Genomic DNA, 21,788 nt, shown 5'->3' with positions numbered 1-21,788 from the left:
GAGGCTCGATGAACGAGCAAGGTGAAGAGCTGTGGATCTGCGACCAGTGTGTGGAGGAGCCGTTCCTTTCCAGCGAGATTGCATCCACAGGCGAGATCGCGGTGTGCTCCTACTGTGAGAGTGAAGGCCAATGCTGGACGATCGAACAACTCGCGGATCGGATTGAGCAAGCATTCGCCGAACACTACGTTCGCACATCCAATGAGCCGGATGATTGGCAGCAAAGCCTACTGCGGGATAGAGAGTCGGATTACGAATGGGAGCGAAACGGTGAGCCCGTTTACGATGCTATCGAAGGCGCAGCCCGCATCCCGAATGAGGCGGTTGCAGATGTACTGGAGGTTCTCGGTGAACGGCACTCTGACTTCGACACGGCGGCCATGGGAGACGAGTGCGAGTTCGACGCTGACTCGTACTATGAGCAGAAGGATTCTAGCGACGCTACCTGGCAGTATGAGTGGCGGTATTTCGAGAGAACGCTGAAAACTGAGGCCAGGTACTTTTCTCGGGCAGCTACAGAACACCTCGCAGCTGTTTTCGGGAGGATAGATCAGCTCGGCACCTTGGATGGCAAGCCGGTTGTTGTCGACGCTGGCCCCGGTACGTCGATTGCGATTCTTTTCAGAGCGCGAGTGTTCCAGTCGGAGGAGCCGCTTAAAGAGGCACTTTGCCGTCCCGATCGCCACCTGGGCTCTCCCCCCGCCCGTGCTGCGGCAGCGGGCAGAATGAATGCCCGAGGTATCTCGGTATTCTATGGGGCCACCTCTCCAGGTGTTGCTCTCGCTGAGGTTCGGCCGCCAGTGGGTAGCCAGGTCGCGCTGGCTACTTTCAGAATCATCCGCCCTCTACGCCTTCTGGATCTTTCCGCGCTTGAAAATGCGTCAGACGGTGGGAGCGTGTTCGACCCGACGCTGCTCCAACGGCTGGAGCGCGTGTCCTTCCTGCAATCGCTCGGTCGCAAGATGACGCGGCCGGTGATGCCCGATGATCAGGAGTTCGACTACCTCTCCACGCAGGCGGTGGCTGATTTCCTGGCGACCGAAAACGATCCGACGTTGGACGGCATCCTCTTCAATTCGACACAGTCAGAAGAGGGAGACAACATCGTACTGTTCCACAAGGCGTCACGCGTGAAGAGCATGGATCTACCATCAGGCGTCGAGCTGAGTGCCAGCACCATGAGTTGCGACAGTGATGGTTGGTACCCCGACTATTGCGTGCGGGAGGAAGTCCCAATGCCTGACGAGGCTGAGACTGCTCTGGCGTCAAGCCCCTGGGCTATGGCATTTCATCATATCCCTGAGGATGAGGATGTGCGCGAGGAGACGTTAGACGTCATCCCAACCTCGGTAGAAGTTCATTACGTTAAAAGAGTGAAGGTGGAATGTGATCCGCACAAGGTAGAGCGTTACCGTCGTCAGGTGAGCAAGAACGACACTTTCTAAGCGGCATACTGATGCAGTGAGTCACGGGGGATGACATGGAGCAAAAATTTAATGTGAGCCTGACAGGCAACCTTCTCAACGGCACGATGGAGGATGTAATTGAAGACCTGTCGACGTTCATCCAGGTTAAAAATAAGCGCGAAATTGAGCATCTGATTACAAGCAAGGCCACCATCAAAAAGGGCACTAACCTTACCCTCGCTAACAAGATCAAATCCCGCGTCGAGCAAGCCGGGGCTGAGTGCCTAATCGAAATCGATATCCAAGAGCCCCAAATAACCCAGCAACTCCCGACACCAGAGCCAGAACAAGCCGCAGTGGCTGCACCAGCAATCGGTAAAGCTCCACTGCCAAGTAGTAATCACCAGAAAGAAGGTACGATCCTGATAGCGATTGCCATCATCACAATGATCGCCAGCATTATCCTCTCAGACGGCTACGAGCCGAGACTTGGCCTTCTCTGGAGCCTCAACGAACAGATGACGATCCTCTCTGGCTACCCCTTCGGCTGCAAAGATGTGGTTTATACCGGAGGAGTTCCCGGCTCCTACGCATTAGAAGACCTGCCAAAAGCTAGTGGTGGGTGCGCAGAATCGTTCTATTTCGTACTCCGTACAAAGTACCTTCTGATGTTCTCTTGCCTGATACTGGCTTACGGAGTTGGCCAATACCTTGGCCACTTTAAGTCGCTTAGCCACTATTGGGCCAAGGTATGCAAATCTTAGGAGCTGTTGTTAGGAATCCCCGGTCTTTAGGCCGGGGATTATATCAATGGTTTCGCTTGATCAGTCTGAATTGCCCATTCCTTCATAGATACCTTCAAGCCACAAAGGCGGTCTGTTAAATCACTGCGGAATAGTCTGCTTTTGGCCGATTTCTGCCTGTCGTGAGGGGCCGCGATTGACCAACAATCTGCCACTCGGACAATGTTGAGCATGCCGTAGTCGTTCTTAAGAACGCGTTTGAAAGCATGTCGTCTATAATGGACGCACATGGTTAGGGAACGAAATTATCAGCGGCACTATCTTGGTGGCAAGGTTGCAAGATTGTCTGCGCCTCTCCGCTTTAGATAGGTTTCTAGTTTGCTGCCATGAAGATCGTGTATCGCGTTAGTGTTAAATATATAGCTTGTCTTCAACGTTGAATTATCTTCAGTGGATAGAATGGCATTATCCTCAATCAGGATGATTCCGGATAAGTGGCGAGATATTTCTGCAAGTGTGATTGCGGTTTTTATATTTTTATTTATGCTTCTGGCCTCAGTGTGAGCAGTTGTAGTCGTGTCAAAAAATTTAGAGCCGAGATTGTAGATGAATTCTTGGCTAATACCCATTTCGCTAAAAAGCATGATTCTTTCGCTAGCCCAGGGGAACACTACAAAAATAATTATTGTAGGATCTCTTCGTGAAAATTTTTTTGCATGTGTCACCAATAGCCGCTGGTGATTTGATGCGTGAGTTTTCGAATCGTAACTACTCTCCGCGAACACTACACCAGCTCCCCATCCGAACCGATAGGAAAGGCCATCGATTATTTTGCTACGAAAATAAGGGGGTCTTATCGTTAGGTCGATTTCATCAATGAGTTCTTTCAGTAGGCTACTGCGTTGCCTTTGAAATATTTCATAATCCTCGTCATCGGAGTATTCAGGCAAGATCGTTAGCCGACCTATACCCTTGGTGGAGCGGAACTCTTTAAAAATACCTTCTAGAATTCCGCCGCTCTTGTCTGAAAGAATTTTGAAATCGGAGACGACGCCTAAGGAAGGAATGCACAAGTCGTAATTGATATTTTGCATTCCAAATTCGGAGGCAATTGCGGCTGATGCTGGATATGTAACGTCTAGTTTGATCTCTCCAGGCCCCGTTTCTGCATCACTTAAGAAATAATCCAGTGCTGCCAATTCTGCGTAGTAGCCTTCCCATCCGCCTAGCTTGGCGACACCATTAACCGCGTTAATGATAGGAACGGAAATTTCCTCATTTGACTTAATTGCGCTTTGGAGTCTGCGAAGACGGGCTGTAAAATTCCCCCTAAAAACCTCAAAGTTTGTGATGCTGGCTATTGCTCCAACGACATCGTTCGATGTCGTTGCTTCGATATTGAAGGTGGTTGTTCCTGGACCGAAAATGTCATTTACTAAATCAGCATAGACCTTCAATTTTGTCATGTGCACACCTGCCGTTTCTGAATTTTCGAAGCCCTGCGAGTACTGCATCGTTGCCAAAGCATTATAGTTATATCAGCTAGCGCCGATTCCATGCCTTTCAGAACTGGCAGCAAGGTGTTAATGAATCGTCCCGGCTTCCTGCACACCGCTGAGTGTCTGCTCCTGGCCGATTCTGTTGAAAAAGTCGGCCTCTGAGAGAGCTGCTTATCGGCAGCTCAAAAAATGCTCGATTTCGGCGTTGCTACGTAAAAAACCAAGGCAGCTCTGCCTTCTGAGCGCACCAGATTTCAACGTCGCTCACGCTCTTTCATGGGCAAAAATCGCGACGGAACTTTTTCAACAGAATCGGCCAGAATCAGGCGTATATCGAAGGCAGTTGCTGGCAGCCTTATGTCTGTCACGAGGCCGTAGTGGATTCATTACAGCCAGTAAGTAATATCGTGGCACGCTCTTTATAGGCATTGTCTATTCTGTGGAGCTTGGCAGTCGAAATTTCTGACTGCTCATCCTGACCTGATGACGCCAAGCGTTCAGGCTCGTATCACTCCCGATCATTTCTTTAGCTTAGCTGATACGGTCTATAGCTATGGGGTAGTTGAAACGCACTCTTTGATAATACGAATCGAGCACTTCTAAAGCATGACCTTTATCCGTAGGCACTAACCAAAATTCCAATGCTCCCGTCCCGGATTTTGTTGTGTCCCATAACAAACCTAACTTTTCGACCGCAACAGGATGGGTTAGCCGACCAAAAGGCTGTTTCGATAAGTAATAAAATAATTTTGTCTTGAATTCAAAGCGAGATGTATAAGAGTGCGTCCCTAGCTGAATAGGGCCGTCACCAATTACTCTGTCCATCTGAACTTTTGCGGCCTGGAAAATTTCACTGATTTCACGGTGCTCTCTTGTGCGGTTCCATACTGTATAACCCTGTCCGACACACTCCTTGATGCGACGAGATTCCGCAGCTAATGCGGCCTCCTTGGTCTCCACCCATTCTACAATTTTGAAGACCGGCTGCTGACCGCTGGCCAGAATCTGGGCAATCTTAGCCGAGGCACGTTTTCCTTTATTAGTTGCTGATTTCAAATGTGCGCTCTGACGCCTAATTAAATTACCCGTCTCGCCAACATAAAACGGTTCATCGCTATGTGGATCGATAATGAAGTAAACAGCAAATTTTCTGGCGCCGGTTCCTTCGAACGGAATCTGCCGAAAAGACTCAACGGGTTTTATAGCAGCTGTGGCTGTATCAAAATGGTAAACAGCAGAATGAGCGGACTTAGGGGTGTGGCTATTTTGCCTGTACCATTCCTCAGCGAGTTCAAGGCTGCTAAAAGCGCGATGAAGCGCACCATTGAACCGCTCAACCGCTTCGCGAGCACCACCGTTCCATTTATCGAAAATGCCTGTTTGTCGTCCGTGTACCACGGCGTAAAACCGAATTTTTTTAACCATTACAGCCAACCATCGTTTCAGATGCTAAACACGGACTCAAAAGCGTCCCGTGGAACAGGACCTTGCCGAGACTGACATCGGCCAGAAGCGGTCATTAAGATTCTACGAGCTCAGGAGCAATTCAGTGGGCCGCGGAGGATTACCTCGCGGTGATACTGAAGATAGCCTCGCTGCTTCGCCGAAAAAGCTCCGACGTTTAGGCCAGCATTGAAGCCCCAGGAATTTATTACGGCGAGAGGGGCGTCCGCCGCGATTAGCAGGTCACCGTTATCAGCGAACGAGATCCAGCCGCGGTCAAACAACTTATCCACGTGCGGCGCGAGCATCAAGCCGTTGTCACCGTCCAGGCGTTCAGCGTTTGTACAGTCTCTCCAGGGCTTGATGTGGCTGGCAATCAGGAAGCGGCCATCTGCAACCCCAGTTAGGCGACAAGCCTTCTCGACCGCCATAACGTGGAGGCGGAAAGCCCCTTGACCAACACGCGAGCGGACCAACTGCTCTCGCTCAGTCGGAGAGAGTGCCTCGTCATCTTGGATCACCTGTTCTACCTCATCAGCTTTTAGCTGGTCCTCCAGTTCCTTCACTCGATCAACAACCGCGGTGTCAGCTGCTCGGATCAGGCTGAGTATGAGCGAGCCTAGATCAGAAGAAATGCTTGCCAGGTAGCAACTTTGGTTACCATTGCCGGTACGCTGTAGAGGTGAGTTCTTCTCTGGCAAGAGATCCACGATGCGAGCGAGGTGGGCTTTCGGCGACACAGCCTTACTCACAACTGACCACTCCACCGGTACAAACCAACCGGTTTCCGACCAGTTCTGACCGGCCTGCCCAAAGGCTTTCGGTTTAGGCTTTTCTTGGTGTGCACCTGTGGCAACGCCGATCGCGCGAATCTCGGCGCCAGCGTAAGAGATCACCACATCGCCCGGTCTCACCAAGGTGAGATTGATGTATGTCTGATTGCGGGAACCGTTCTGGTTTTCCTTCGGCGACCAGATGTAGCCCCCCTCTAGCTCAGCCTTGTATGTCTGCTTGTGATTAACCCACCAATACCGGGTCTCTCGTCGCTCGCCGGCCTCGCCTATAGCAACAACCGTAAAACCAGCAGCTGTTGCAGCAGCCTTGGCTTTATCGGTGTGGGTATCGAGCGAATCGACGCCCAACGCCATTGCGTAGACATACTTCAAGGGCACCAACGATCCGTCGTTAGCCACAATATGCCAAGTCGGCTCTCTGAAGCTAAACGGCCTCTCGCCTGCCTGAAAACGTTGGATGGCAAAATTGAAATCCTTTCGGTCCATCTTGATTCCTTATTAAGCTTTGGAGGCTATGGCCTGCGAACTAGACATGCGGGCGTTCGAATTGGGTTTTGTTGCTATAGGCGTGGCTAGCCGATGTTCGTACGGTATGCTCCACGTTAGCTTACTTCTCTCCAGCCGCGCTGGTCGGCCAGCTACGCTTGGGAGACACTGCACTCTGTCCATACGATCGTACCTAACGCCAACACCCTCTACATCATCGGGAACGGATTTGACCTTCAAAGCGATCTCAGCGACATTGCTGGCGGCAATGGAGGTCAAAGCAGCCGCCAACGAGGCAACACACGGCATGAGCATGGCCGACCTGGCGAGTGAGCAGCTAGCCCGCATGGGCACCCGCGATGCTATAACGGTGGCCTGGCTCGATAAGACTCGCTGATGACCGATCCCAAGAACTCAAAAAGTCTGTCAAACGAGAACACTCGCCCTTCCCGGACCGTGCCTCCTGACCAGGTGCTTGACACGGTCGACGTGACGCCTCCGCACCGGCTTATCCAGGAAGACACAACAAAGCAATGGTCCCCCTCATGGTGGGGCCGGCGCCTAACCAGATCACCGGATTGGCGCTTGCGCTTGAAAGACTTGGAACTTGCCTTGACGTTGGGGCGCCACACACATTCGGTCAACGTCGAGGACGAGGCATCTTACCGTGTCCATGCGGGCACGTTCTGGACGGACATTACGCTACACCCGGGGCAAAGCCGTGAGTTGAAAGTCGATGGCCTGCCCAACACCCAGGGCGCAGCCGTTGTTCAAGCGTTGAATGCGGCCTTGAGGGAGAAGCGCCTGCGAGAGGACGTCACATTTCTCAAGGGCGCGCAGCGCACGATCGAGGCTTGGTTGGCGCATAAGGCCGAGCAGGAGCAAGCCTGCGCCGAGCAGCGGCGCTGGTTCACTCGCGAACAGCAGGACGCCGTCCTAGCGGCCCAGCCCACGGTTGACCTCGCAGCCGTTCGTTCCTGCTTGAAGAAGCCGGGCGTGACGGTTCGTTTAGGACCGGCGGCGAAGGCGATCGAACGCTCCTTGGACGCTTGGGAGGCCGACCAGCGCTCCGCTTGGGCCGCGCTCAACGCTGCTCACGTGGAAAGGGAGCTGGTGGCCTGCAAGGATCTGCTGGATCAGGTGGAAAGCAAGCCGCTCAGCCGGGAGCAAGCGCGAGCCGTAGTGTGCTTTGACAACCGTGTGCAGGTCGTGGCCTCGGCCGGTTCGGGTAAGACGTCCACCATGGTCGCCAAAGCAGCTTACGCCATCCATCGCAGGTTCGTGGATCCCAAGCGGATCGTCTTGCTGGCGTTCAACAAGCAAGCTGCGGAGGAACTCAAGGAGCGCGCGGCCCAAGCGTTTAAACGATTGGGCATGTCGGACGTGACCGTGGAGGCCTCCACCTTCCACGCCCTGGGCCTGCGCCTCATCGGCAAGGCCACGGGAGAAAAGCCCGACATACCCGACTGGGCCACTGACGCGGCCGGTGGGGTACGCAAGCTCACGGAGATCGTAGATCTGTTGAAAGATCGCTCCCCCGCGTTTCGCCGCCAGTGGGATTTGTTCCGCTTCGTCTTTGGGCGGGATTTGCCGGCCTCTGGTGCTCCGGAACCGGCCGACGTTTGGGACGCTCAAGGTAAGGGCGCGCTGGTCACCAACCGCGGTGAGCGAGTGAAGAGCCTTGAAGAGGTGATGATCGCCAACCTTCTCTTTTTGAACGGAGTGAACTACGACTACGAAGCGCCCTACCCCCATAGCACTGCCGACGAAACGCACCGGCAATACCGCCCCGATTTCTACTACCCTGATTTGGGCCTTTTCCACGAACATTTTGCGCTCGACGCGGACGGCGTGCCGCCAAAGCACTTCGAAGGTTACCTTGAGGGGGTAATTTGGAAGCGGCAGCTGCACGCGGAAAAAGGCACGGCCCTTTTTGAGACCACCTCCCATGGCTTACGTCACGGCAACGATCTCGATCGCCTAGAGCGCGAGCTAACCGCCCGAGGGCTGGTGCTCGACCCCAACCCTGACCGGGAAATTCCCAGAGACGGCCGAAAGCCCATGGAGTCCATCGAACTCATCGCACTTGTGCGCACGTTCATGAGCCACGCCAAGAGTAATGGTCTGAGCGCTTCGGACCTGCAGCGGCGGTTGGACGCGATGCCCGCCGACACGTTCAAACTGCGGCACCAAATGTTCCTCGACATTGCCTGCCCAGTGGTGGGCGCATGGGACCAAGCCTTGGCGGCCGAGAACGGAATCGACTTCGAGGACATGCCCAACCTCGCCGCCAGCCACCTTGAAAGCGGTCGAGTGGAATCGCCCTTTGATTTGGTGATGGCCGATGAGTTCCAGGACGCGTCGCGTGCCCGGGCCCGTTTGTGCCGCGGGTTGGTTCAAGACAAGGGCCGTTTCTTCTTCGCGGTGGGCGACGACTGGCAGTCGATTAACCGCTTTGCAGGCGCCGACGTGTCGGTGATGACGGGTTTTCGTGAATGGTTTGGCCACGGCCAGGTGCTCAAGCTGGAGAAAACCTTCCGCTGCCCTCAAGCGTTGTGCGACGTGTCCAGCGCGTTCGTATCCAAAAACCCTGGGCAGATCTCCAAGCGCGTGCATTCGGCCACCCCAGCCCATGGCCCGGTCCTCCAGGCATTCCAGGTGGATAAAACAGAGCAGTTAGCCGATGCCATCGACCGGTTCGTGGTGAATCTAGCCGAAGGGGTGCGCGATGGCTCGATCCAACCAGGCCGCAACGGCAAAGTGTCCGTTTACGTCTTGGGCCGCTACAACGCGGATCGGCAGTATATGCCGATTAATCCGGGACGCTTCAACCGCTGGGTCGATGTATCGTTCCTGACCATCCACCGCTCCAAGGGCAGCGAAGCGGATTACGTCATCCTCCCAGAAATGATCAGCGCACACCGTCGGCGTAGCTTCCCCAACACTCGCACCGACGACCCGGTGTTGACCCTGGCGATGCCCGAGGGCGACACCTTTCCGTTGGGAGAAGAGCGCCGGCTGTTCTACGTGGCCCTGACCCGGGCCCGACGCACCGTGACCATGCTCAGCGCACGAGGCCAGTGCTCGACGTTCCTTCGGGAACTGCAGGAAGACGGGGCCGTGGTGGTTGTGGACACTGAGGGCAAGGCCATCCAAGAGGAGGCCTGCCCGGTCTGCAAGCAAGGTGTGCTAGTGCTGCGCACGGGACCCTACGGGGAGTTTCGCTCTTGCTCCAACTTCCCCATCTGCAGCTACAAGCCGAAGCGGCGTAGGGTGCGGTGATTCCCGGTCAGCTGGCGGCCAATCGGCTATGCGGCGTCACTTCCTTGCGACGCCCGAAAATTTGGACGGTGGCCGTTACCGATCAGCGCTGAATCCCATCTCATTCTGGTTCGGAGGCCTATAAACGGGACTCTGCAGAGTGCTCGGAAAGCCGCCGCATGATGGACACAAAGTAACCGTACATGCCTGATTCGCCGCCCATTGGGAACGCCTCACTTTCGTCTTCGGCCTACAAAAAGGATAGAGGTGGCCATTGGCTGCCCCTCCCTGCTACTCCCGATGCGAAGACTACGTGCCGAGTGACTGCCGCACCGCGTCCAGAGCCTCGCGGAAATCCGCTGGCGTAGCCTTCCCAGTTTCGGCCTGGTAGAAGACGACCATGAAGGCGTTGGCGACTGCTTCAGCCAACGGCCCGAGCTGCTGAGCCTCCTCCTGGTCGATCCAGTCCAAAGCTGCGAGCTGTACGGCTGCATAATGAACTGCCTGGGTTACGCTGTTAAAATTCGCGGTTGCCATGATTCACCTCTCTATCAGGTGGGTTGTGGAAGTGTCGGCCGGCCCCAAACCGGCCGACGCGCCTTTTACGATGGTGTCGAGCGATTTACGAAAGCAGCGATCTCACCATCGGGATCAGCGGTTTCATTGTCGACCTGCTCTCCGGCTAAGCTGTCCCCATCGAAGGCCGGATCATCGGCCGCCGTGCCGCCCCGGATAGCCATTGCTACTTGGCCGCCTATCGTTTGGTCTATGCGCTCGTGGAAGCGCTCTGCGAGCTGCGGGGCCTTGCCCTTGAGCACGGTCCCTGCGCCCTTCGCTAATTCGCCCGCTGAGAGTGTTGCGGCACGAGTGAATCCACCTGAGCCAGTTCTGGCGGATCCAGTCTGAGGACCGCCCTGCTGCCTCGACACTGCGCCTCCCGAGAGATCGGTTTCGCTATCAGCGACCTTTTCGGCACCGCCTCCAACGCTGGCCGCCGAAGTACTGGACTTCTCACCACCCCTTGAGTAGCCCGAACCGTTACCGGTCGATGTACTACTTGCAACCCAAGACGAATCGCCGAAGCCTGCCGCCTGTGCGAACGGTGTCTCCGCTGCACTGGCCGACTCGTTACCCGCCGAAGCACCCTCGCCGCGCATGCTGGCCATCATGTCAGCGCCTCCGCCTGCATCGCTCATTGCGCTCTGGGCTTTCATGAAAGCGGCATTGAGCGCCGAAGTACCGCCAGCGAGGTTCGCTGCACCACTCAGCACGGCGCTACCCGCCATGCTTGCAGCTCCAGCCGCAAAACTGGCCGCGCCCATCGCGACACCTACAGCTGCGCCCGCGCCGAAGCTACCGATGCCGCCAGCGTTTCCAATGCCCGCACCGGTAATAACGCCGGCCACCAGCGGTGGCACACGATTCACCAGCATTAGCAATGCCACGCAGAAAACAAGCATCACGCCCAGCTCGTCAAAGTTCTGCACACCGGTGTTCATCCTGGCGTAGAAGCTTGAAAGCAGGTCGTTTCCGATGCCAACCAGCAGCACCATCGTCATGATTTGCACGGCTAGTCCCAGAACAGTCTTGTAGTAGGAGATCGCTATGTCCGACGTCCATCGCGAGCCGCCGAAGCCGAGCAAGAAGATTCCGGCGTACATCAGCAGCCAACCCGAGACGAGCAGTAAAAGCATGTTCACGGCGACAACGGTGAGCAGAATCAAGATGCCGACACTCAATACCACTCCGATGAAGCTATCCACAGGAGACCAATTTGTTGAGTTGCTGAATGCCTGCTTCAAGATCATGAACCCGACGTCCACAATGCTCGAAGGTGTCACCGACGCCACCCCTGACGCCTGCTCGCCGATCCGGGCCAGTGATTGAATGATCGAATTGGCGATTTCCGGGCCGTTGCGTAGCAGCCAAAGGAAGAACCCGAGGAAGAGCATGAAACGGATGAACTCGGCGAAGAACTCACCAATGTCGGCCTTGCGTAGCACCATAAAGCCGAACGTGATGACCAGCGAGATCATGCCCAGCGTCCAGAACAAATACGTCGCGGCGCTCATCACCACCGCCTGCCAAGCAGAGGCCCGAGTGGCAAACTCAGCCACAACTTGGTCAAGCATTCCCTGGCTAGTGAGCTGGGCCGATGCGGCCGAGGAGTAAACCGCGAGCATGGCCCCCATCAACGCCGCCTTGTGCAGTGCTTTCATAGTGTCGCCTCCTGCTTATTGGTGTGCTTCGGGTCGGTCAACTCCAACCAGTTCAGCGGCTTTTCGGTCGGAGCGATGCCACCGCCGGCCGGAGTCCGGCGCGAGCACAGCCCGGCGAAGGTTTCGCGCGTGGCGTTGTCCTTGATCATTTTGATTGCCTGAACTTGGCAATTAGTGTCATTAACTTCGGGCATGGGCGGGATGGCGGTTTTGTTGTCGCAGCCGGACAGCATCGCCGCCGCAAGGCCGGCAAGCAGCATTACCTTTTTCATGATGCTTGCCTCCGTCAGCGGGTCAGTTCGAGCCAGTTTTTCGGGCTAGCCGTAAGCTCGATCCTGGACTCCCTTGAAGTAAGGCCGGCTGCCAGCTGCCGGGCTTCCTTATCCGCCTCGGCCTGCATCTTGGTTGCCAAGGCGTTCTGCTGCGCTATCAACAGGGCGCGAATCTGCAATAGCTGGTTGGCCTGCTGGCTGGCGAGCTGGTTGGCGTATCCGATTGCCTGCATCTGGCCCTGAGCGCTTTGCGCGCCGGTCTGGAGGCGCTGCAACGTCGCCGCATCCGAGGTCAGGTTGTCTTGCTGCTGGTCGAGGCCCTTGAACACAGCATCGTTAGCCTTCTTCTGCGATTCACTGGCGAGGTGCTGTACGTCGTTCATCACCGACCACTGAGTGGCAGAGCAGCCGGTGGCCGAAAAGCACGGGGTCCCCCTGTAGTAGTTCACGTCCTGGAACCTGCTGACGTAACTGTCCAGGCTGCCGAGCTGGTTCTTGTAATAGTTCAGGGTGTTGGTCGCGCTCATCAAGCCGTTGATGGTTGATTGCGCCTGATCCCAGATGTACGCGGTCGGGGCCATCGTGTTCTGAAGCTGGTTTTCATATTGCTGAAGCTGAGTGCTGTACTGCTCAATTTGCTTGAGCGTTTGGGCCACCGATTCGATTGCCGTCATGATGTTCTGCGACAAGTTGGTGCCGTCGATGACAGGAATTCCGGCTTGCGTGGACGTGATGTGTATGCCGCCGACCAGGACGGCGGCGAGCGCGGTTTTAGCCGCTAAAATGCGGAAGTGCTTCATGGTTCGATAACCTTTTCTGAAAGTGGCTTTCAGGGTCATCGAATAGCTGCGCCACGTAGCTAATCGGTAGTTGACCAGAGCGACACCGAAGCCCGGCCTTTATGTTCATTTCACGGCGTCAGGGTGAGGGCTAGATCTCCCAAGGGTTGATAACAGTCAGACCGGCAGCTTGAAAGGGTCTTGTGTCGCGAGTGGCAACGACAAATCCGTTAGCAAGGGCGACCGCTGCGATGCACGCATCGGCTGCCTCTATGCCGCTACCTGACTTGCGGGCCATCGCCAGCGCTTCGGCGTACGCATGCGTGCAAGCTAAATCAAAAGGCAGAACGCGCCCAACGAACATGGGCAGCACTTGCTTTTCCAGGCTTTCATGCAACGTCGTACGACGCCTGCCGGTCGGCAGAAGCGCCACCCCGGCGCGCAGCTCGGCTACGGTCATCGCTGACAGGTAAAGCGTTTCCAGCGGTTGTGCATCGATCCATTCGATAACGCGGGCCTCGGGCGCATGACGTAGCGGCTCCGAAACTACGTTCGTGTCGAGAAGAATCATTCAAAACTCGCTGCACGGGCGGGAGTTCTATCGCGCATACTCTCAAAGGAAGCGAACTCTTCATCGGTCAGCTTGGCCTTACGACCGACTTCGGCCAGCAGTGAGCCTAGCTTAACCCGACCCTTCGGCTTCACCGCGGACTCCAGGATGTCGCGCATTTCGGCCTCGATGCTACGGCCGTGCTGAGCAGCTCTCACGCGGATCGCACGATGTACCTCATCGGGTACATTTCGAACGGTAACAGATGGCATCTTTCAAAACCTTTTTATGATGCATACTCTTGCACTCTAGCAAAGCGCAAGCATTCTCACAATCGCGGCTGTCCATGAGCTTTTTGTCTCGGAGGGCTTGGCCTTCAATCTACAGCACGACGCGCAGCCTCGGCTCGGTGTGCGCGGGCATAATGTAAAAACAGTAAGTCAGCGTAACGTGGCGACTCATACTCGAAGCCTATCGCGCAGACGCTATACGGACTGTGGTGGAGCTATCGAGCAGAAGACTAGGAGGTGCGCATGGGGGAAAACGACACCACACAATGTGACATTGGCGGAAACGATGTCTTGCCAGTCAAAGCGGACGGTTCCAACGAAAACGTTCGGGCATTGACGGACGTTGAACTCGCAGAGCTTCGCCGAGATATGGCCGAATCATCGGCTCGGATGAAGGCCGAACTGGCACGCAGACGTAACATGAGAAAATAACGCTCAGCCCGCATCGCCCCCACAATTACTTAGCTAACTCTATGGGGGAAAGATTACGGCTGTAGTAAAACCTCAGAGCTCGTCTCGCCGAAAAGCGGTCTTGATAAATTCAACGCACCTGCGTCGGCAGCAGCGACCACCAGAAGCTACCGTCAGTAATGCACGGCCGTTTACAGGCCCAAGCCCCTCGCCACGCATGCTTAGCTCTCGTTTCATCGCTCTGAAGGAGAGGCGCCGGCTATCCCAGATTCCATTCGCCAGGCTGAATTCCGCACCCTCGAAAGTGCCGACAAAATTCGAGACAGGGAAAGATTCCGGCTGCGTTGCGAGCCGGGCAGTAAGCAGTGTTGCTGCACGCCGTCCTGGGTGTGTTTCTAGCCGATGTAACAAACTTCCAGCCTCCACTCAGCTTTCAGCCTGCGCGTGTTACAGCCTCGCAGAGCAAGACTCCCGATTGAGCGCGTAGCGCGAATTAGGGCAAGTGAAGCAGGATCCGCCCGCTTGCGGGTGGGCCTACTTCACCTGTCTTGCCCGCAGTTCCACCGCGTTTTTGTCTGTTCTTCAAATCAACTAACATCGACTGAGCATCAATCGGTATATCCGCTGAAAGCCTTCAGAACACCACCGGAGCGCAACTGGAGCACAACTGAAGTACAAGTGGGCTATCCAAGACCACCGAGATGGCGAAAAGCGCGCCATGGTCAAGAGCGATGACGTCTCGATGGAGCCGAGCGCTCCGAGCGATTGTCCCCAGCTCCTACAGCACGACGCCAACAGTTACGTGCGCATGTCGAAACCAAAAAAGCAGGTTGAACGCCAGAGGGGGGGACTCGCTAAGGCGGCAGGGGCAGATGGGGAAGAAAACCTAAGAGGTTTCGGTTGCCGGGGGCATAAGCCAGTCGGAGAGTGAAGATCTTCTCGAACAGCCTCGGTTCTGGAAGCGATAGCGGTAAGACCTGCCGATGAGAACGCCGCGATAGTTAATCGCGGCCGACGAGACGAGAAATCTAGCTATTAAAAATGGTGCCGGGGCAATCGCTACGCCACTGGAACAGACTTCCAACGCGAGAAGTCAATCTCGGCAACCTCTGCGGCAATTCCTTCCTTAGCCGACGGCTCAACATCACTTAGGCCAAGCTGCCTATTCTCGCCTATCGCGTCAGCCACCGCTGCTTTAATCAATACCATGCGTACCAGCAAACCAGCGTGTTCGTCTGGACTTTGCATACAAACACCTCTGAGATCATGGCGGAAATTTAGCAGCTGAAGCGCCCTGCCGCTTTAGCTGCTAATTCTCTAAATCGCAGCGAGCCCTTGAATCAACAATCAGGGGACTTGTCGCCTGACGACGTATAGAGATGGCCTCTGCCACCTCCCTCCCCCTTGGCGTCCAACCATCGGCCTCAAACCGATTGAGCGAACCATCAGGCCGTGCGCAAAAAAGGTGTAAGCGCCCGTCTCAAGCGGGCAATTACACCGCCTGGATATCCTAAGACATCCTGAATATCCTGCCAAAACTGCAAAAAATCGGGCCGCTGTGGCACGCTGCCGGGCCGCTGTGACACGCCATCGGGCCGTTGTGGCACGCTATCGGGCCGCTGTGACACGCTTTACTCTGTCCGCGGCGGCTAACTCAATGCCGACTTCGATCAATCCAGCGGCATCCTCCTTCAACCGCCGCCGATAATTGCGCAGCATCATGCTATCGACTGCTCCGCCTCCTACGGCACGAATCAACGTGTCCAGGTGCCAGCCTCCCGCCGGGTGTTGCTTGTGGGTCAGGACATGCCGCGCAAGCGCCTGGCTGATCCCGTGTTGCAACCGGGCGATGGGGCCAGGCGGGTAGTAAAGGGACAAGTCCCTTTCCAACAGCATCACCAGAGCAACACCTAGCCGGACGCGCCACAAATGGCGAACGCCGCCAGTGAGCGGATCACGTCGGGTCATAGGTGACGGGATAACGTGGTCGATCAGGCCGCCGATGATCCGCTCACCACTGCACTCCAGCTCCGGCGTCACGATTTCTACCGTGGCGGCCCGCAGGTCGGTCAGCAGCTTCTTGATGCGGTCGTGGCTGTACTGGTGATCGGATAGCATCCGGCGCAGCCTCGCCGGGTCGATCAGCAGCTCGATGCCGCCGTCTGATATTTCGCGTCGGCGTTCAGCCACATACAACATGGACTCCACGATATCGGCATGACGCTGACCCAGCCTGCCGGTTACGCGGCATCGACCGAAGCAGGTGTCCATCCATTGCCCCGCCAGCTCTCGTGGACGCTGACTGGGCTGATAGATCATTACTCGTGCCTGCAATACCGTGCTGGTCGGGGCGACCTGGTTACCAGTTTTCATTGCCGCCCCTCGTTACGGACTTCAACTTCGCAGGTGAAAGGCGTTTCTGTCGTTCGAGCACAGCAGGCTTGAGGACGCCGCCTTCGTGCCTCCGGAACCAACACTCCCGAAAAGGTGCGCCGTAGTTTGCTTTGCTAACGCCATAGCGGACGAAATACCCACGTTGACCTTCATCAACCCCCCACTCCTCGGCCTCGACTTGCGTCATGCCTGACAAATACGACTGCCAACGGGTGTTATCAACTAGCACCGATGACCCACGGCTGGCCTGCTGCTGATCGCCAGTGCCCGCCAGGGCGGCGCCCTTGTTGGCATGGTGCAGAAACACAATTGCGCAGCCCGTATCGGCGGCTATGGCCTCCATTCGGCCGATCACCTGCGACATAGGCCCGCTGGCGTTCTCTTCCTCTATATGAAACCGGCGCAGGGTATCCAAAATCATCAGACGACGCCCCTCGGCAGCCCGTCTGAGGCGATCGAACCAATCAACCGCCATAATATTGGGACATCTTCCGATTAGCGGCTCAATCAGCAGACCATCAGCCACGGATTGCCGCTGCTCGGCAGTTAGGTATGCGCCAAGGGCGTGCAAACGGTGATGGATTGCTATAGGTGGGTCTTCGGCGGGTAAATACACCACCGTGCCATTGCGCAGCTCCCCCACTTCCAATAAGTCGGGCCCGCCGGCGATCTGCATGGCCAATTGCAGGATCAACATAGACTTACCAGCCCCGCCAGGCGACACAAGTGCGCCCACGGTGCCAGCAACCATATTAGGTAAAACGTAATCTATCGGCGGAGGCAGCTTGGTGAATCCTGCCATTAGGTCGAGGGCCATATCAGCTCCTCTCGTCGCCGGGGCGGGCTGCCTGAATACCTGACGCTCTGCGTGCCTCAATCCACTCTACAACTTCCGCCAAGTCCCACGCGATACTTCTGCTAGTAAGCACGATACGGCGCGGGAACTCCCCCCGCTGCTCCAAGTTATAGATAGTTCGCGTCGAGAGAGGGATTATCTCCGATAACCTTTTTCGGTTGATCAACGTCTTGCTTTGCAATGCTTGCATGGCTTGGCCTCCAATTACCGATACCTGCCTCATGCTGCCAAGCGGTGCACATTGCTTTACCGTGTTAATTGTCCATAATAGTTGACATGAGAAAAGAATTTAGCATCGTCGTATGGGCAAATTGCGCACCTTCAGTTTTGGAAGCCATTCGGAAATTCGAGGGGCGCTGGCAGCCGTATTCCATATCTTCTCGGCGCTATCCAATCATTGGGTTGATAGAAGAAGTCATCGATCCCGCTGTGGCCGCATACATGACGACTCTTCCGGACAAGTACAGTGGATACGTGCCGGGATCTGGTACGGGCGTTAGTCTCAGCGCGATCATTCGGCTAGTAGGACTTGACGCTATGGTTCGCATGCAACGTCAGCTGCTACGCCAATTTATCAAGACGGAGGATAGGCAGACCGCTACAGACCAGCGCTTTGTCGCAACCCTGGAGTCAATTATAGAATTGGTCTGGGACTGCGCCTGCAAACGACCCAAAACGTCAAACCCCGCAAAAGGCGTCAACCTAAATAGCCAACGAAAACATGGTTTTTGCGATCTCTGCGGCAATCTAACCGAGTTCGCTGCCTTCATGGCGACGATAGCTGATGGGCGTATCAATGATGTCGAACTGGACGACCATAGAAAGCTCGAACTCAGCCACCGATACTGCCTCAAGCACCGGCCGAAGCGGATGGATGGCGCATGGAACCCAACGTATCGGACAGCTAAACGATCCCAGGGACAGTTTGATCTCGAACTCGCAAGGCTCAACCGTCAATGCGCGAAACGGTCCACGCCACAGGCAGCATCCGGGACCCCGCTGGTAGACAGTTATTTCTACTATTACATGTTGGGCCAAACAACCCAGCCAGCGGACAAGGCGGAACTCCGCTATCAAGCGCGCCTCATGGTGGATTCAAAGCTATCAGATAGAAAAAAGCAGATGCTTGCACTGCTGCACTTCGGTTTCAGTCAATCGGAGATTGGGCGAAGATTGGGAATCGGACGCCAAGCCGTATCGAAGGCGCTGGGGTCCATTCCTGATGCGCTCCATTTGAAGCGGTAACATCAGCGTGAAATTTAGCCGCTAAAAAATCAGCGGGAATTACCAGCAGTCCAGTCATCGATCATATTGGCCCAATCCTGCAACATCTCCCGCCGCTGGTCGCGGTACTCAGCTTTGTTGTAAACCGCTCGCACGCCCTTCTGTTCATGAGCAAGACACTTCTCAATCCAATCGGTGTTGTAACCTGCCTCATGCAGAAGCGTGCTTGCCGTACGCCTCAGGTCATGCGGCCCGAACTTGCCAAGCGGTTTGCCTTCCTTTTGCGCGAGTCGATAGGTCAAAGTCAGCACTTGATTGATCGTCGCAGCGCTCATAGGCTGATCGGAATCGTAACGAGACGGGAAAACGTAGTCCGAGCCGCCCGCAAAGGTCTTTAGCGCAATGAAGAAGTCCAGGGCCTGCCTAGACAGGAACACCAAATGAGGGTTACGACGCTTCATGCGCTCCTTGGGAATGGTCCATAGCGCCTCCGTAAAGTTGATTTCGCCCCATGTGGCATTGGTCAACTCACTCTTGCGCACCATGGTGAGTAACAACAGTTTGGCTGCGGCACGCACAGATGATGCAGTACCGATACGGTCCATATACTGGTACATCAGGGCGATCTCATCAGGCGCCAATGCGCGGTCACGAGGTTCGAACTTGGCAATGCTTGCCGAACGAACCAAGTCGGCGGGGTTCTCAACTTTCTGACCTCGCTCAATTGCCCAGCGGAACACCTGCTGTACGATTTCGCGCGCATGCACCGCCGTCGCCGGGGCACCGCGCTCGACAATGGAGTCAGCGAGTGCTCGCAGATCTTCATGGTTGATTTCGATGAGCTTTCGGCTACCAAATTTCGACTTCAGCTCACGCTCATAGACCGAACGGCGCATGTCACGAGTTGAATCAGCCATCTGATAGCCACGTAGCCATTTTTGGGCCCAAGCATCGAAGGTCTCTGCATCTTTGACGCGCGCCTTGGCCCGCGCTTTCTCCTTCGCAGGAGACTTGCCTGCAGCGATCATCTTCTTCGCTTCACCCAAGCGCTCCCGCGCCTCTGCCAAGGTAATTCCACCAACCCCGTAGCGACCGAAGGTGATGGTCTCCTGCCTGCCGTGAATTGCGTAGTTGTAGCGGAATGAGATTGAGCCGGCAGGCGTGACCGCAACATAAAGACCATCTCGGTCATTGGCTTTGTATAGCTTCTCTTGCGGTTTGAGGTTGCGCAGCTTGGTATCGGTCAGCATCGCCCTGGCGAATCTCCAAGTAGAAATACCATGATAGAAAGGCCTCAATCTAAAAGGATATAAACCCTTATAAATCAATGACTAACCTAAAATAAATACCATGAAGCCAGCTCGACACCACCATGGTATCGAGGGCAGCGCATGGCATTTCATCTGGATACTACCATTATCTGTACCACGCAAAAGAGTTGCTTGCCGCTGCCAAAACTTGCCAGAAAATTCCACACGCAAAATGCAAGAAGCCCGCAATTACGCGGGCTCCAAGGCATCTATTGCCAGTTAGTGCCGGACATTGCCGGACGGTCGATCATTCCCACTCGATCGTTGCTGGCGGTTTGCTCGACACGTCGTAGGTCACGCGGGAGATACCTTCGATTTCGTTAATGATGCGGTTGGAGACCTTCTCCAGCAGCTCGTAGGGCAGGTGCGCCCAGCGGGCCGTCATAAAGTCGATGGTTTCGACCGCACGCAACGCGACGACCCAGGCGTACCGACGCCCATCCCCCACCACACCGACCGATTTCACCGGCTGGAATACCACGAAGGCTTGGCTGACCTTGTGGTACCAATCCGCCTTGCGCAGCTCGGTGATGAAGATGTCATCGGCGCGACGCAGCAGGTCGGCGTATTCCTTCTTCACTTCGCCGAGAATACGCACGCCCAGACCCGGGCCCGGGAAGGGATGGCGATACACCATATCGTAGGGAAGGCCGAGTTCGAGCCCGATCTTGCGGACTTCGTCCTTGAACAGCTCACGTAACGGCTCGACCAGTTTGAGGTTCATTTCCTCCGGCAGGCCGCCGACGTTGTGGTGAGATTTGATCACGTGCGCCTTGCCACTCTTGGCGCCGGCCGATTCGATGACGTCCGGGTAGATCGTGCCCTGAGCCAAGAACTGGATGTTGTCGAGCTTGCTCGCCTGAGCGTCGAAGACGTCGATGAACGTACGGCCGATGATCTTGCGCTTCTTTTCCGGATCGGCCTCGCCGGCGAGGTTGTCCAGAAATTGCGCTTCGGCGTCAGCCCGGATCACCTTGACGCCCATGTTCTCGGCGAACATGGCCATGACCTGGTCACCCTCGTGCAGACGCAGCAGGCCATTGTCGACGAAAACGCAGGTCAGCTGTTCGCCAATGGCCTTATGCAGCAGCGCCGCGACAACGGAAGAGTCCACGCCGCCAGACAGGCCCAGCAGAACGTTGTCAGAACCCACCTGAGCGCGCACTTGCTCGACGAGGTCCTCGACGATGTTGGACGGCGTCCAGAGCGCCTCGCAGCCACAGATCTCCAGCAGGAAGCGCGACAGAATGCGCCCGCCCTGGCGAGTGTGGGTCACTTCCGGGTGGAACTGTACGCCGTAATAGCAACGCTCCTCGTCGCCCATGGCGGCAATCGGGCAGCTCGGCGTGCTGGCCAGGATATGGAAGCCCTTCGGCAAATCGGTGACCTTGTCGCCGTGGCTCATCCAGACATCGAGGCCGAACACGCCGTCGTCGTCCATGTGGTCTTCAATGCCGTCAAACAACTTGGACTTGCCGACCAGATCAACCCGTGCATAGCCGAACTCGCGCTCGTCCGAGCCTTGAACCCGGCCACCCAGCTGCTCGGACATGGTCTGCATGCCGTAGCAGATGCCGAACAGCGGCACACCAAGGTCGAAGACGATCTGCGGCGCACGTGGGCTGCCCGCTTCATGAACGGACTCGGGGCCACCCGCGAGGATGATGCCGCGCGGGGCGAAAGTCCGGATGTCGTCCTCGCTCATGTCCCACGGATGCAACTCGCAGTAAACACCGAGCTCGCGAACGCGACGGGCGATCAACTGGGTGTATTGGGAGCCAAAATCGAGGATCAGGATGCGGTGAGCGTGAATGTCTTGATGGGCCATTTTTTTCCCCTGGGAAAAACGGC

General features: G+C 56.0%; 20 protein-coding genes and 1 pseudogene. 5 read left to right on the top strand and 16 right to left on the bottom strand.

Annotated elements, in window-relative coordinates:
• Positions 1–8: 8 nt before the first annotated feature.
• Both M1D78_RS06160 and M1D78_RS06155 read left to right on the top strand, forming a co-directional pair.
• The gene (locus tag M1D78_RS06160) at positions 9–1,445 is read left to right on the top strand and encodes an RES family NAD+ phosphorylase (RefSeq protein WP_437420083.1); all 1,437 of its coding nucleotides are present in this window, start codon (positions 9–11) and stop codon (positions 1,443–1,445) included.
• Positions 1,446–1,480: 35 nt separating this feature from the next.
• Positions 1,481–2,170, top strand: a complete 690-nt coding sequence (locus tag M1D78_RS06155) for a hypothetical protein (protein ID WP_437420084.1) — start codon at positions 1,481–1,483, stop codon at positions 2,168–2,170.
• A 296-nt stretch (positions 2,171–2,466) separates the two neighbouring features.
• Here M1D78_RS06155 and M1D78_RS06150 read toward each other — a convergent pair whose 3' ends face one another.
• The 3 genes from M1D78_RS06150 to M1D78_RS06140 form a co-directional block, all read right to left on the bottom strand.
• Positions 2,467–3,615, bottom strand: a complete 1,149-nt coding sequence (locus tag M1D78_RS06150) for a hypothetical protein (protein ID WP_437420085.1) — start codon at positions 3,613–3,615, stop codon at positions 2,467–2,469.
• Positions 3,616–4,179: 564 nt separating this feature from the next.
• On the bottom strand, positions 4,180–5,073 hold the full coding sequence (locus tag M1D78_RS06145) for a ribonuclease H1 domain-containing protein (RefSeq protein ID WP_437420086.1): 894 nt from the start codon (positions 5,071–5,073) through the stop codon (positions 4,180–4,182).
• A gap of 110 nt (positions 5,074–5,183) precedes the next feature.
• Complete coding sequence (locus M1D78_RS06140) at positions 5,184–6,371, bottom strand: HNH endonuclease (protein WP_437420087.1); 1,188 nt, start codon at positions 6,369–6,371, stop codon at positions 5,184–5,186.
• 229 nt (positions 6,372–6,600) lie between these two features.
• On the opposite strand from M1D78_RS06140, the gene M1D78_RS06135 reads away from it, so the two are divergent.
• A complete protein-coding gene (locus M1D78_RS06135) occupies positions 6,601–6,768 on the top strand; it encodes a hypothetical protein (RefSeq protein ID WP_437420088.1) in 168 nt (55 codons plus the stop codon).
• 188 nt (positions 6,769–6,956) lie between these two features.
• Entirely contained in the window at positions 6,957–9,653 is a 2,697-nt protein-coding gene (locus M1D78_RS06130) for a UvrD-helicase domain-containing protein (RefSeq protein WP_457933530.1), read from the top strand.
• 288 nt (positions 9,654–9,941) lie between these two features.
• On the opposite strand, the gene M1D78_RS06125 is transcribed toward M1D78_RS06130, so the two are convergent.
• From M1D78_RS06125 to M1D78_RS06075, 11 genes and pseudogenes are all read right to left on the bottom strand, one after another.
• Positions 9,942–10,169, bottom strand: a complete 228-nt coding sequence (locus tag M1D78_RS06125; protein ID WP_437420089.1) for a type I toxin-antitoxin system ptaRNA1 family toxin — start codon at positions 10,167–10,169, stop codon at positions 9,942–9,944.
• Positions 10,170–10,234: 65 nt separating this feature from the next.
• A complete protein-coding gene (gene trbL, locus M1D78_RS06120; RefSeq protein ID WP_437420090.1) occupies positions 10,235–11,851 on the bottom strand; it encodes a P-type conjugative transfer protein TrbL in 1,617 nt (538 codons plus the stop codon).
• Positions 11,848–12,111 (bottom strand): entry exclusion lipoprotein TrbK, encoded by a 264-nt coding sequence (trbK, locus tag M1D78_RS06115; protein ID WP_437420091.1) that lies wholly within the window; start codon positions 12,109–12,111, stop codon positions 11,848–11,850. Before trbK ends, trbL begins: the two co-directional genes overlap by 4 nt.
• Positions 12,112–12,137: 26 nt before the next feature.
• Complete coding sequence (gene trbJ / locus M1D78_RS06110; RefSeq protein ID WP_437420385.1) at positions 12,138–12,923, bottom strand: P-type conjugative transfer protein TrbJ; 786 nt, start codon at positions 12,921–12,923, stop codon at positions 12,138–12,140.
• Positions 12,924–13,053: 130 nt separating this feature from the next.
• A complete protein-coding gene (locus M1D78_RS06105; protein ID WP_437420092.1) occupies positions 13,054–13,473 on the bottom strand; it encodes a type II toxin-antitoxin system VapC family toxin in 420 nt (139 codons plus the stop codon).
• Positions 13,470–13,631 (bottom strand): FitA-like ribbon-helix-helix domain-containing protein, encoded by a 162-nt coding sequence (locus M1D78_RS06100; protein WP_457933607.1) that lies wholly within the window; start codon positions 13,629–13,631, stop codon positions 13,470–13,472. The genes M1D78_RS06105 and M1D78_RS06100 overlap by 4 nt, the downstream gene beginning before the upstream one ends.
• 15 nt (positions 13,632–13,646) lie before the next feature.
• Positions 13,647–13,724: pseudogene (locus M1D78_RS06095) on the bottom strand (FitA-like ribbon-helix-helix domain-containing protein); the annotation flags it as partial.
• A 1,488-nt stretch (positions 13,725–15,212) separates the two neighbouring features.
• Positions 15,213–15,401: a hypothetical protein gene (locus M1D78_RS06090; protein WP_437420094.1), complete on the bottom strand. Its 189-nt coding sequence runs from the start codon at positions 15,399–15,401 to the stop codon at positions 15,213–15,215.
• Between the two features lie 360 nt (positions 15,402–15,761).
• Complete coding sequence (locus M1D78_RS06085; protein WP_437420095.1) at positions 15,762–16,526, bottom strand: hypothetical protein; 765 nt, start codon at positions 16,524–16,526, stop codon at positions 15,762–15,764.
• The gene (locus M1D78_RS06080; RefSeq protein WP_437420096.1) at positions 16,513–17,364 is read right to left on the bottom strand and encodes a helicase RepA family protein; all 852 of its coding nucleotides are present in this window, start codon (positions 17,362–17,364) and stop codon (positions 16,513–16,515) included. The genes M1D78_RS06085 and M1D78_RS06080 overlap by 14 nt, the downstream gene beginning before the upstream one ends.
• A gap of 1 nt (position 17,365) precedes the next feature.
• Positions 17,366–17,593, bottom strand: coding sequence for a helix-turn-helix transcriptional regulator (locus tag M1D78_RS06075; protein WP_457933527.1), 228 nt, complete (start codon positions 17,591–17,593; stop codon positions 17,366–17,368).
• A gap of 86 nt (positions 17,594–17,679) precedes the next feature.
• Here M1D78_RS06075 and M1D78_RS06070 point away from each other — a divergent pair, with 86 nt between their 5' ends.
• Positions 17,680–18,648, top strand: coding sequence for a LuxR family transcriptional regulator (locus tag M1D78_RS06070; protein WP_437420098.1), 969 nt, complete (start codon positions 17,680–17,682; stop codon positions 18,646–18,648).
• A 29-nt stretch (positions 18,649–18,677) separates the two neighbouring features.
• Here M1D78_RS06070 and M1D78_RS06065 read toward each other — a convergent pair whose 3' ends face one another.
• Together M1D78_RS06065 and guaA are read right to left on the bottom strand one after the other, a co-directional pair.
• Complete coding sequence (locus M1D78_RS06065) at positions 18,678–19,877, bottom strand: tyrosine-type recombinase/integrase (protein WP_437420099.1); 1,200 nt, start codon at positions 19,875–19,877, stop codon at positions 18,678–18,680.
• A 307-nt stretch (positions 19,878–20,184) separates the two neighbouring features.
• Positions 20,185–21,765 carry a glutamine-hydrolyzing GMP synthase gene (gene guaA / locus M1D78_RS06060; protein WP_437420100.1) on the bottom strand — a complete coding sequence of 527 codons (1,581 nt, stop codon included), beginning with the start codon at positions 21,763–21,765 and terminating at the stop codon, positions 20,185–20,187.
• Between the last annotated feature and the right edge of the window lie 23 nt (positions 21,766–21,788).

The sequence above is a fragment of the Pseudomonas sp. SA195 genome (genome assembly GCF_054131565.1).
Note: the sequence above shows the minus strand (reverse complement) of the source record. Positions and strands in the feature narration are given on the sequence as shown.

What these genes read in the sequence shown, in the direction of transcription:
- M1D78_RS06160 (WP_437420083.1), top strand. Translation starts at nt 9, where the DNA reads ATGAACGAGCAAGGTGAAGAGCTGTGGATCTGCGACCAGTGTGTGGAG.
- M1D78_RS06155 (WP_437420084.1), top strand. Translation starts at nt 1,481, where the DNA reads ATGGAGCAAAAATTTAATGTGAGCCTGACAGGCAACCTTCTCAACGGC.
- M1D78_RS06150 (WP_437420085.1), bottom strand. Translation starts at nt 3,615, where the DNA reads ATGACAAAATTGAAGGTCTATGCTGATTTAGTAAATGACATTTTCGGT.
- M1D78_RS06145 (WP_437420086.1), bottom strand. Translation starts at nt 5,073, where the DNA reads ATGGTTAAAAAAATTCGGTTTTACGCCGTGGTACACGGACGACAAACA.
- M1D78_RS06140 (WP_437420087.1), bottom strand. Translation starts at nt 6,371, where the DNA reads ATGGACCGAAAGGATTTCAATTTTGCCATCCAACGTTTTCAGGCAGGC.
- M1D78_RS06125 (WP_437420089.1), bottom strand. Translation starts at nt 10,169, where the DNA reads ATGGCAACCGCGAATTTTAACAGCGTAACCCAGGCAGTTCATTATGCA.
- trbL (WP_437420090.1), bottom strand. Translation starts at nt 11,851, where the DNA reads ATGAAAGCACTGCACAAGGCGGCGTTGATGGGGGCCATGCTCGCGGTT.
- trbK (WP_437420091.1), bottom strand. Translation starts at nt 12,111, where the DNA reads ATGCTGCTTGCCGGCCTTGCGGCGGCGATGCTGTCCGGCTGCGACAAC.
- trbJ (WP_437420385.1), bottom strand. Translation starts at nt 12,923, where the DNA reads ATGAAGCACTTCCGCATTTTAGCGGCTAAAACCGCGCTCGCCGCCGTC.
- M1D78_RS06105 (WP_437420092.1), bottom strand. Translation starts at nt 13,473, where the DNA reads ATGATTCTTCTCGACACGAACGTAGTTTCGGAGCCGCTACGTCATGCG.
- M1D78_RS06100 (WP_457933607.1), bottom strand. Translation starts at nt 13,631, where the DNA reads ATGCGCGACATCCTGGAGTCCGCGGTGAAGCCGAAGGGTCGGGTTAAG.
- M1D78_RS06090 (WP_437420094.1), bottom strand. Translation starts at nt 15,401, where the DNA reads ATGCAAAGTCCAGACGAACACGCTGGTTTGCTGGTACGCATGGTATTG.
- M1D78_RS06085 (WP_437420095.1), bottom strand. Translation starts at nt 16,526, where the DNA reads ATGAAAACTGGTAACCAGGTCGCCCCGACCAGCACGGTATTGCAGGCA.
- M1D78_RS06080 (WP_437420096.1), bottom strand. Translation starts at nt 17,364, where the DNA reads ATGGCCCTCGACCTAATGGCAGGATTCACCAAGCTGCCTCCGCCGATA.
- M1D78_RS06075 (WP_457933527.1), bottom strand. Translation starts at nt 17,593, where the DNA reads ATGCAAGCATTGCAAAGCAAGACGTTGATCAACCGAAAAAGGTTATCG.
- M1D78_RS06070 (WP_437420098.1), top strand. Translation starts at nt 17,680, where the DNA reads ATGAGAAAAGAATTTAGCATCGTCGTATGGGCAAATTGCGCACCTTCA.
- M1D78_RS06065 (WP_437420099.1), bottom strand. Translation starts at nt 19,877, where the DNA reads ATGCTGACCGATACCAAGCTGCGCAACCTCAAACCGCAAGAGAAGCTA.
- guaA (WP_437420100.1), bottom strand. Translation starts at nt 21,765, where the DNA reads ATGGCCCATCAAGACATTCACGCTCACCGCATCCTGATCCTCGATTTT.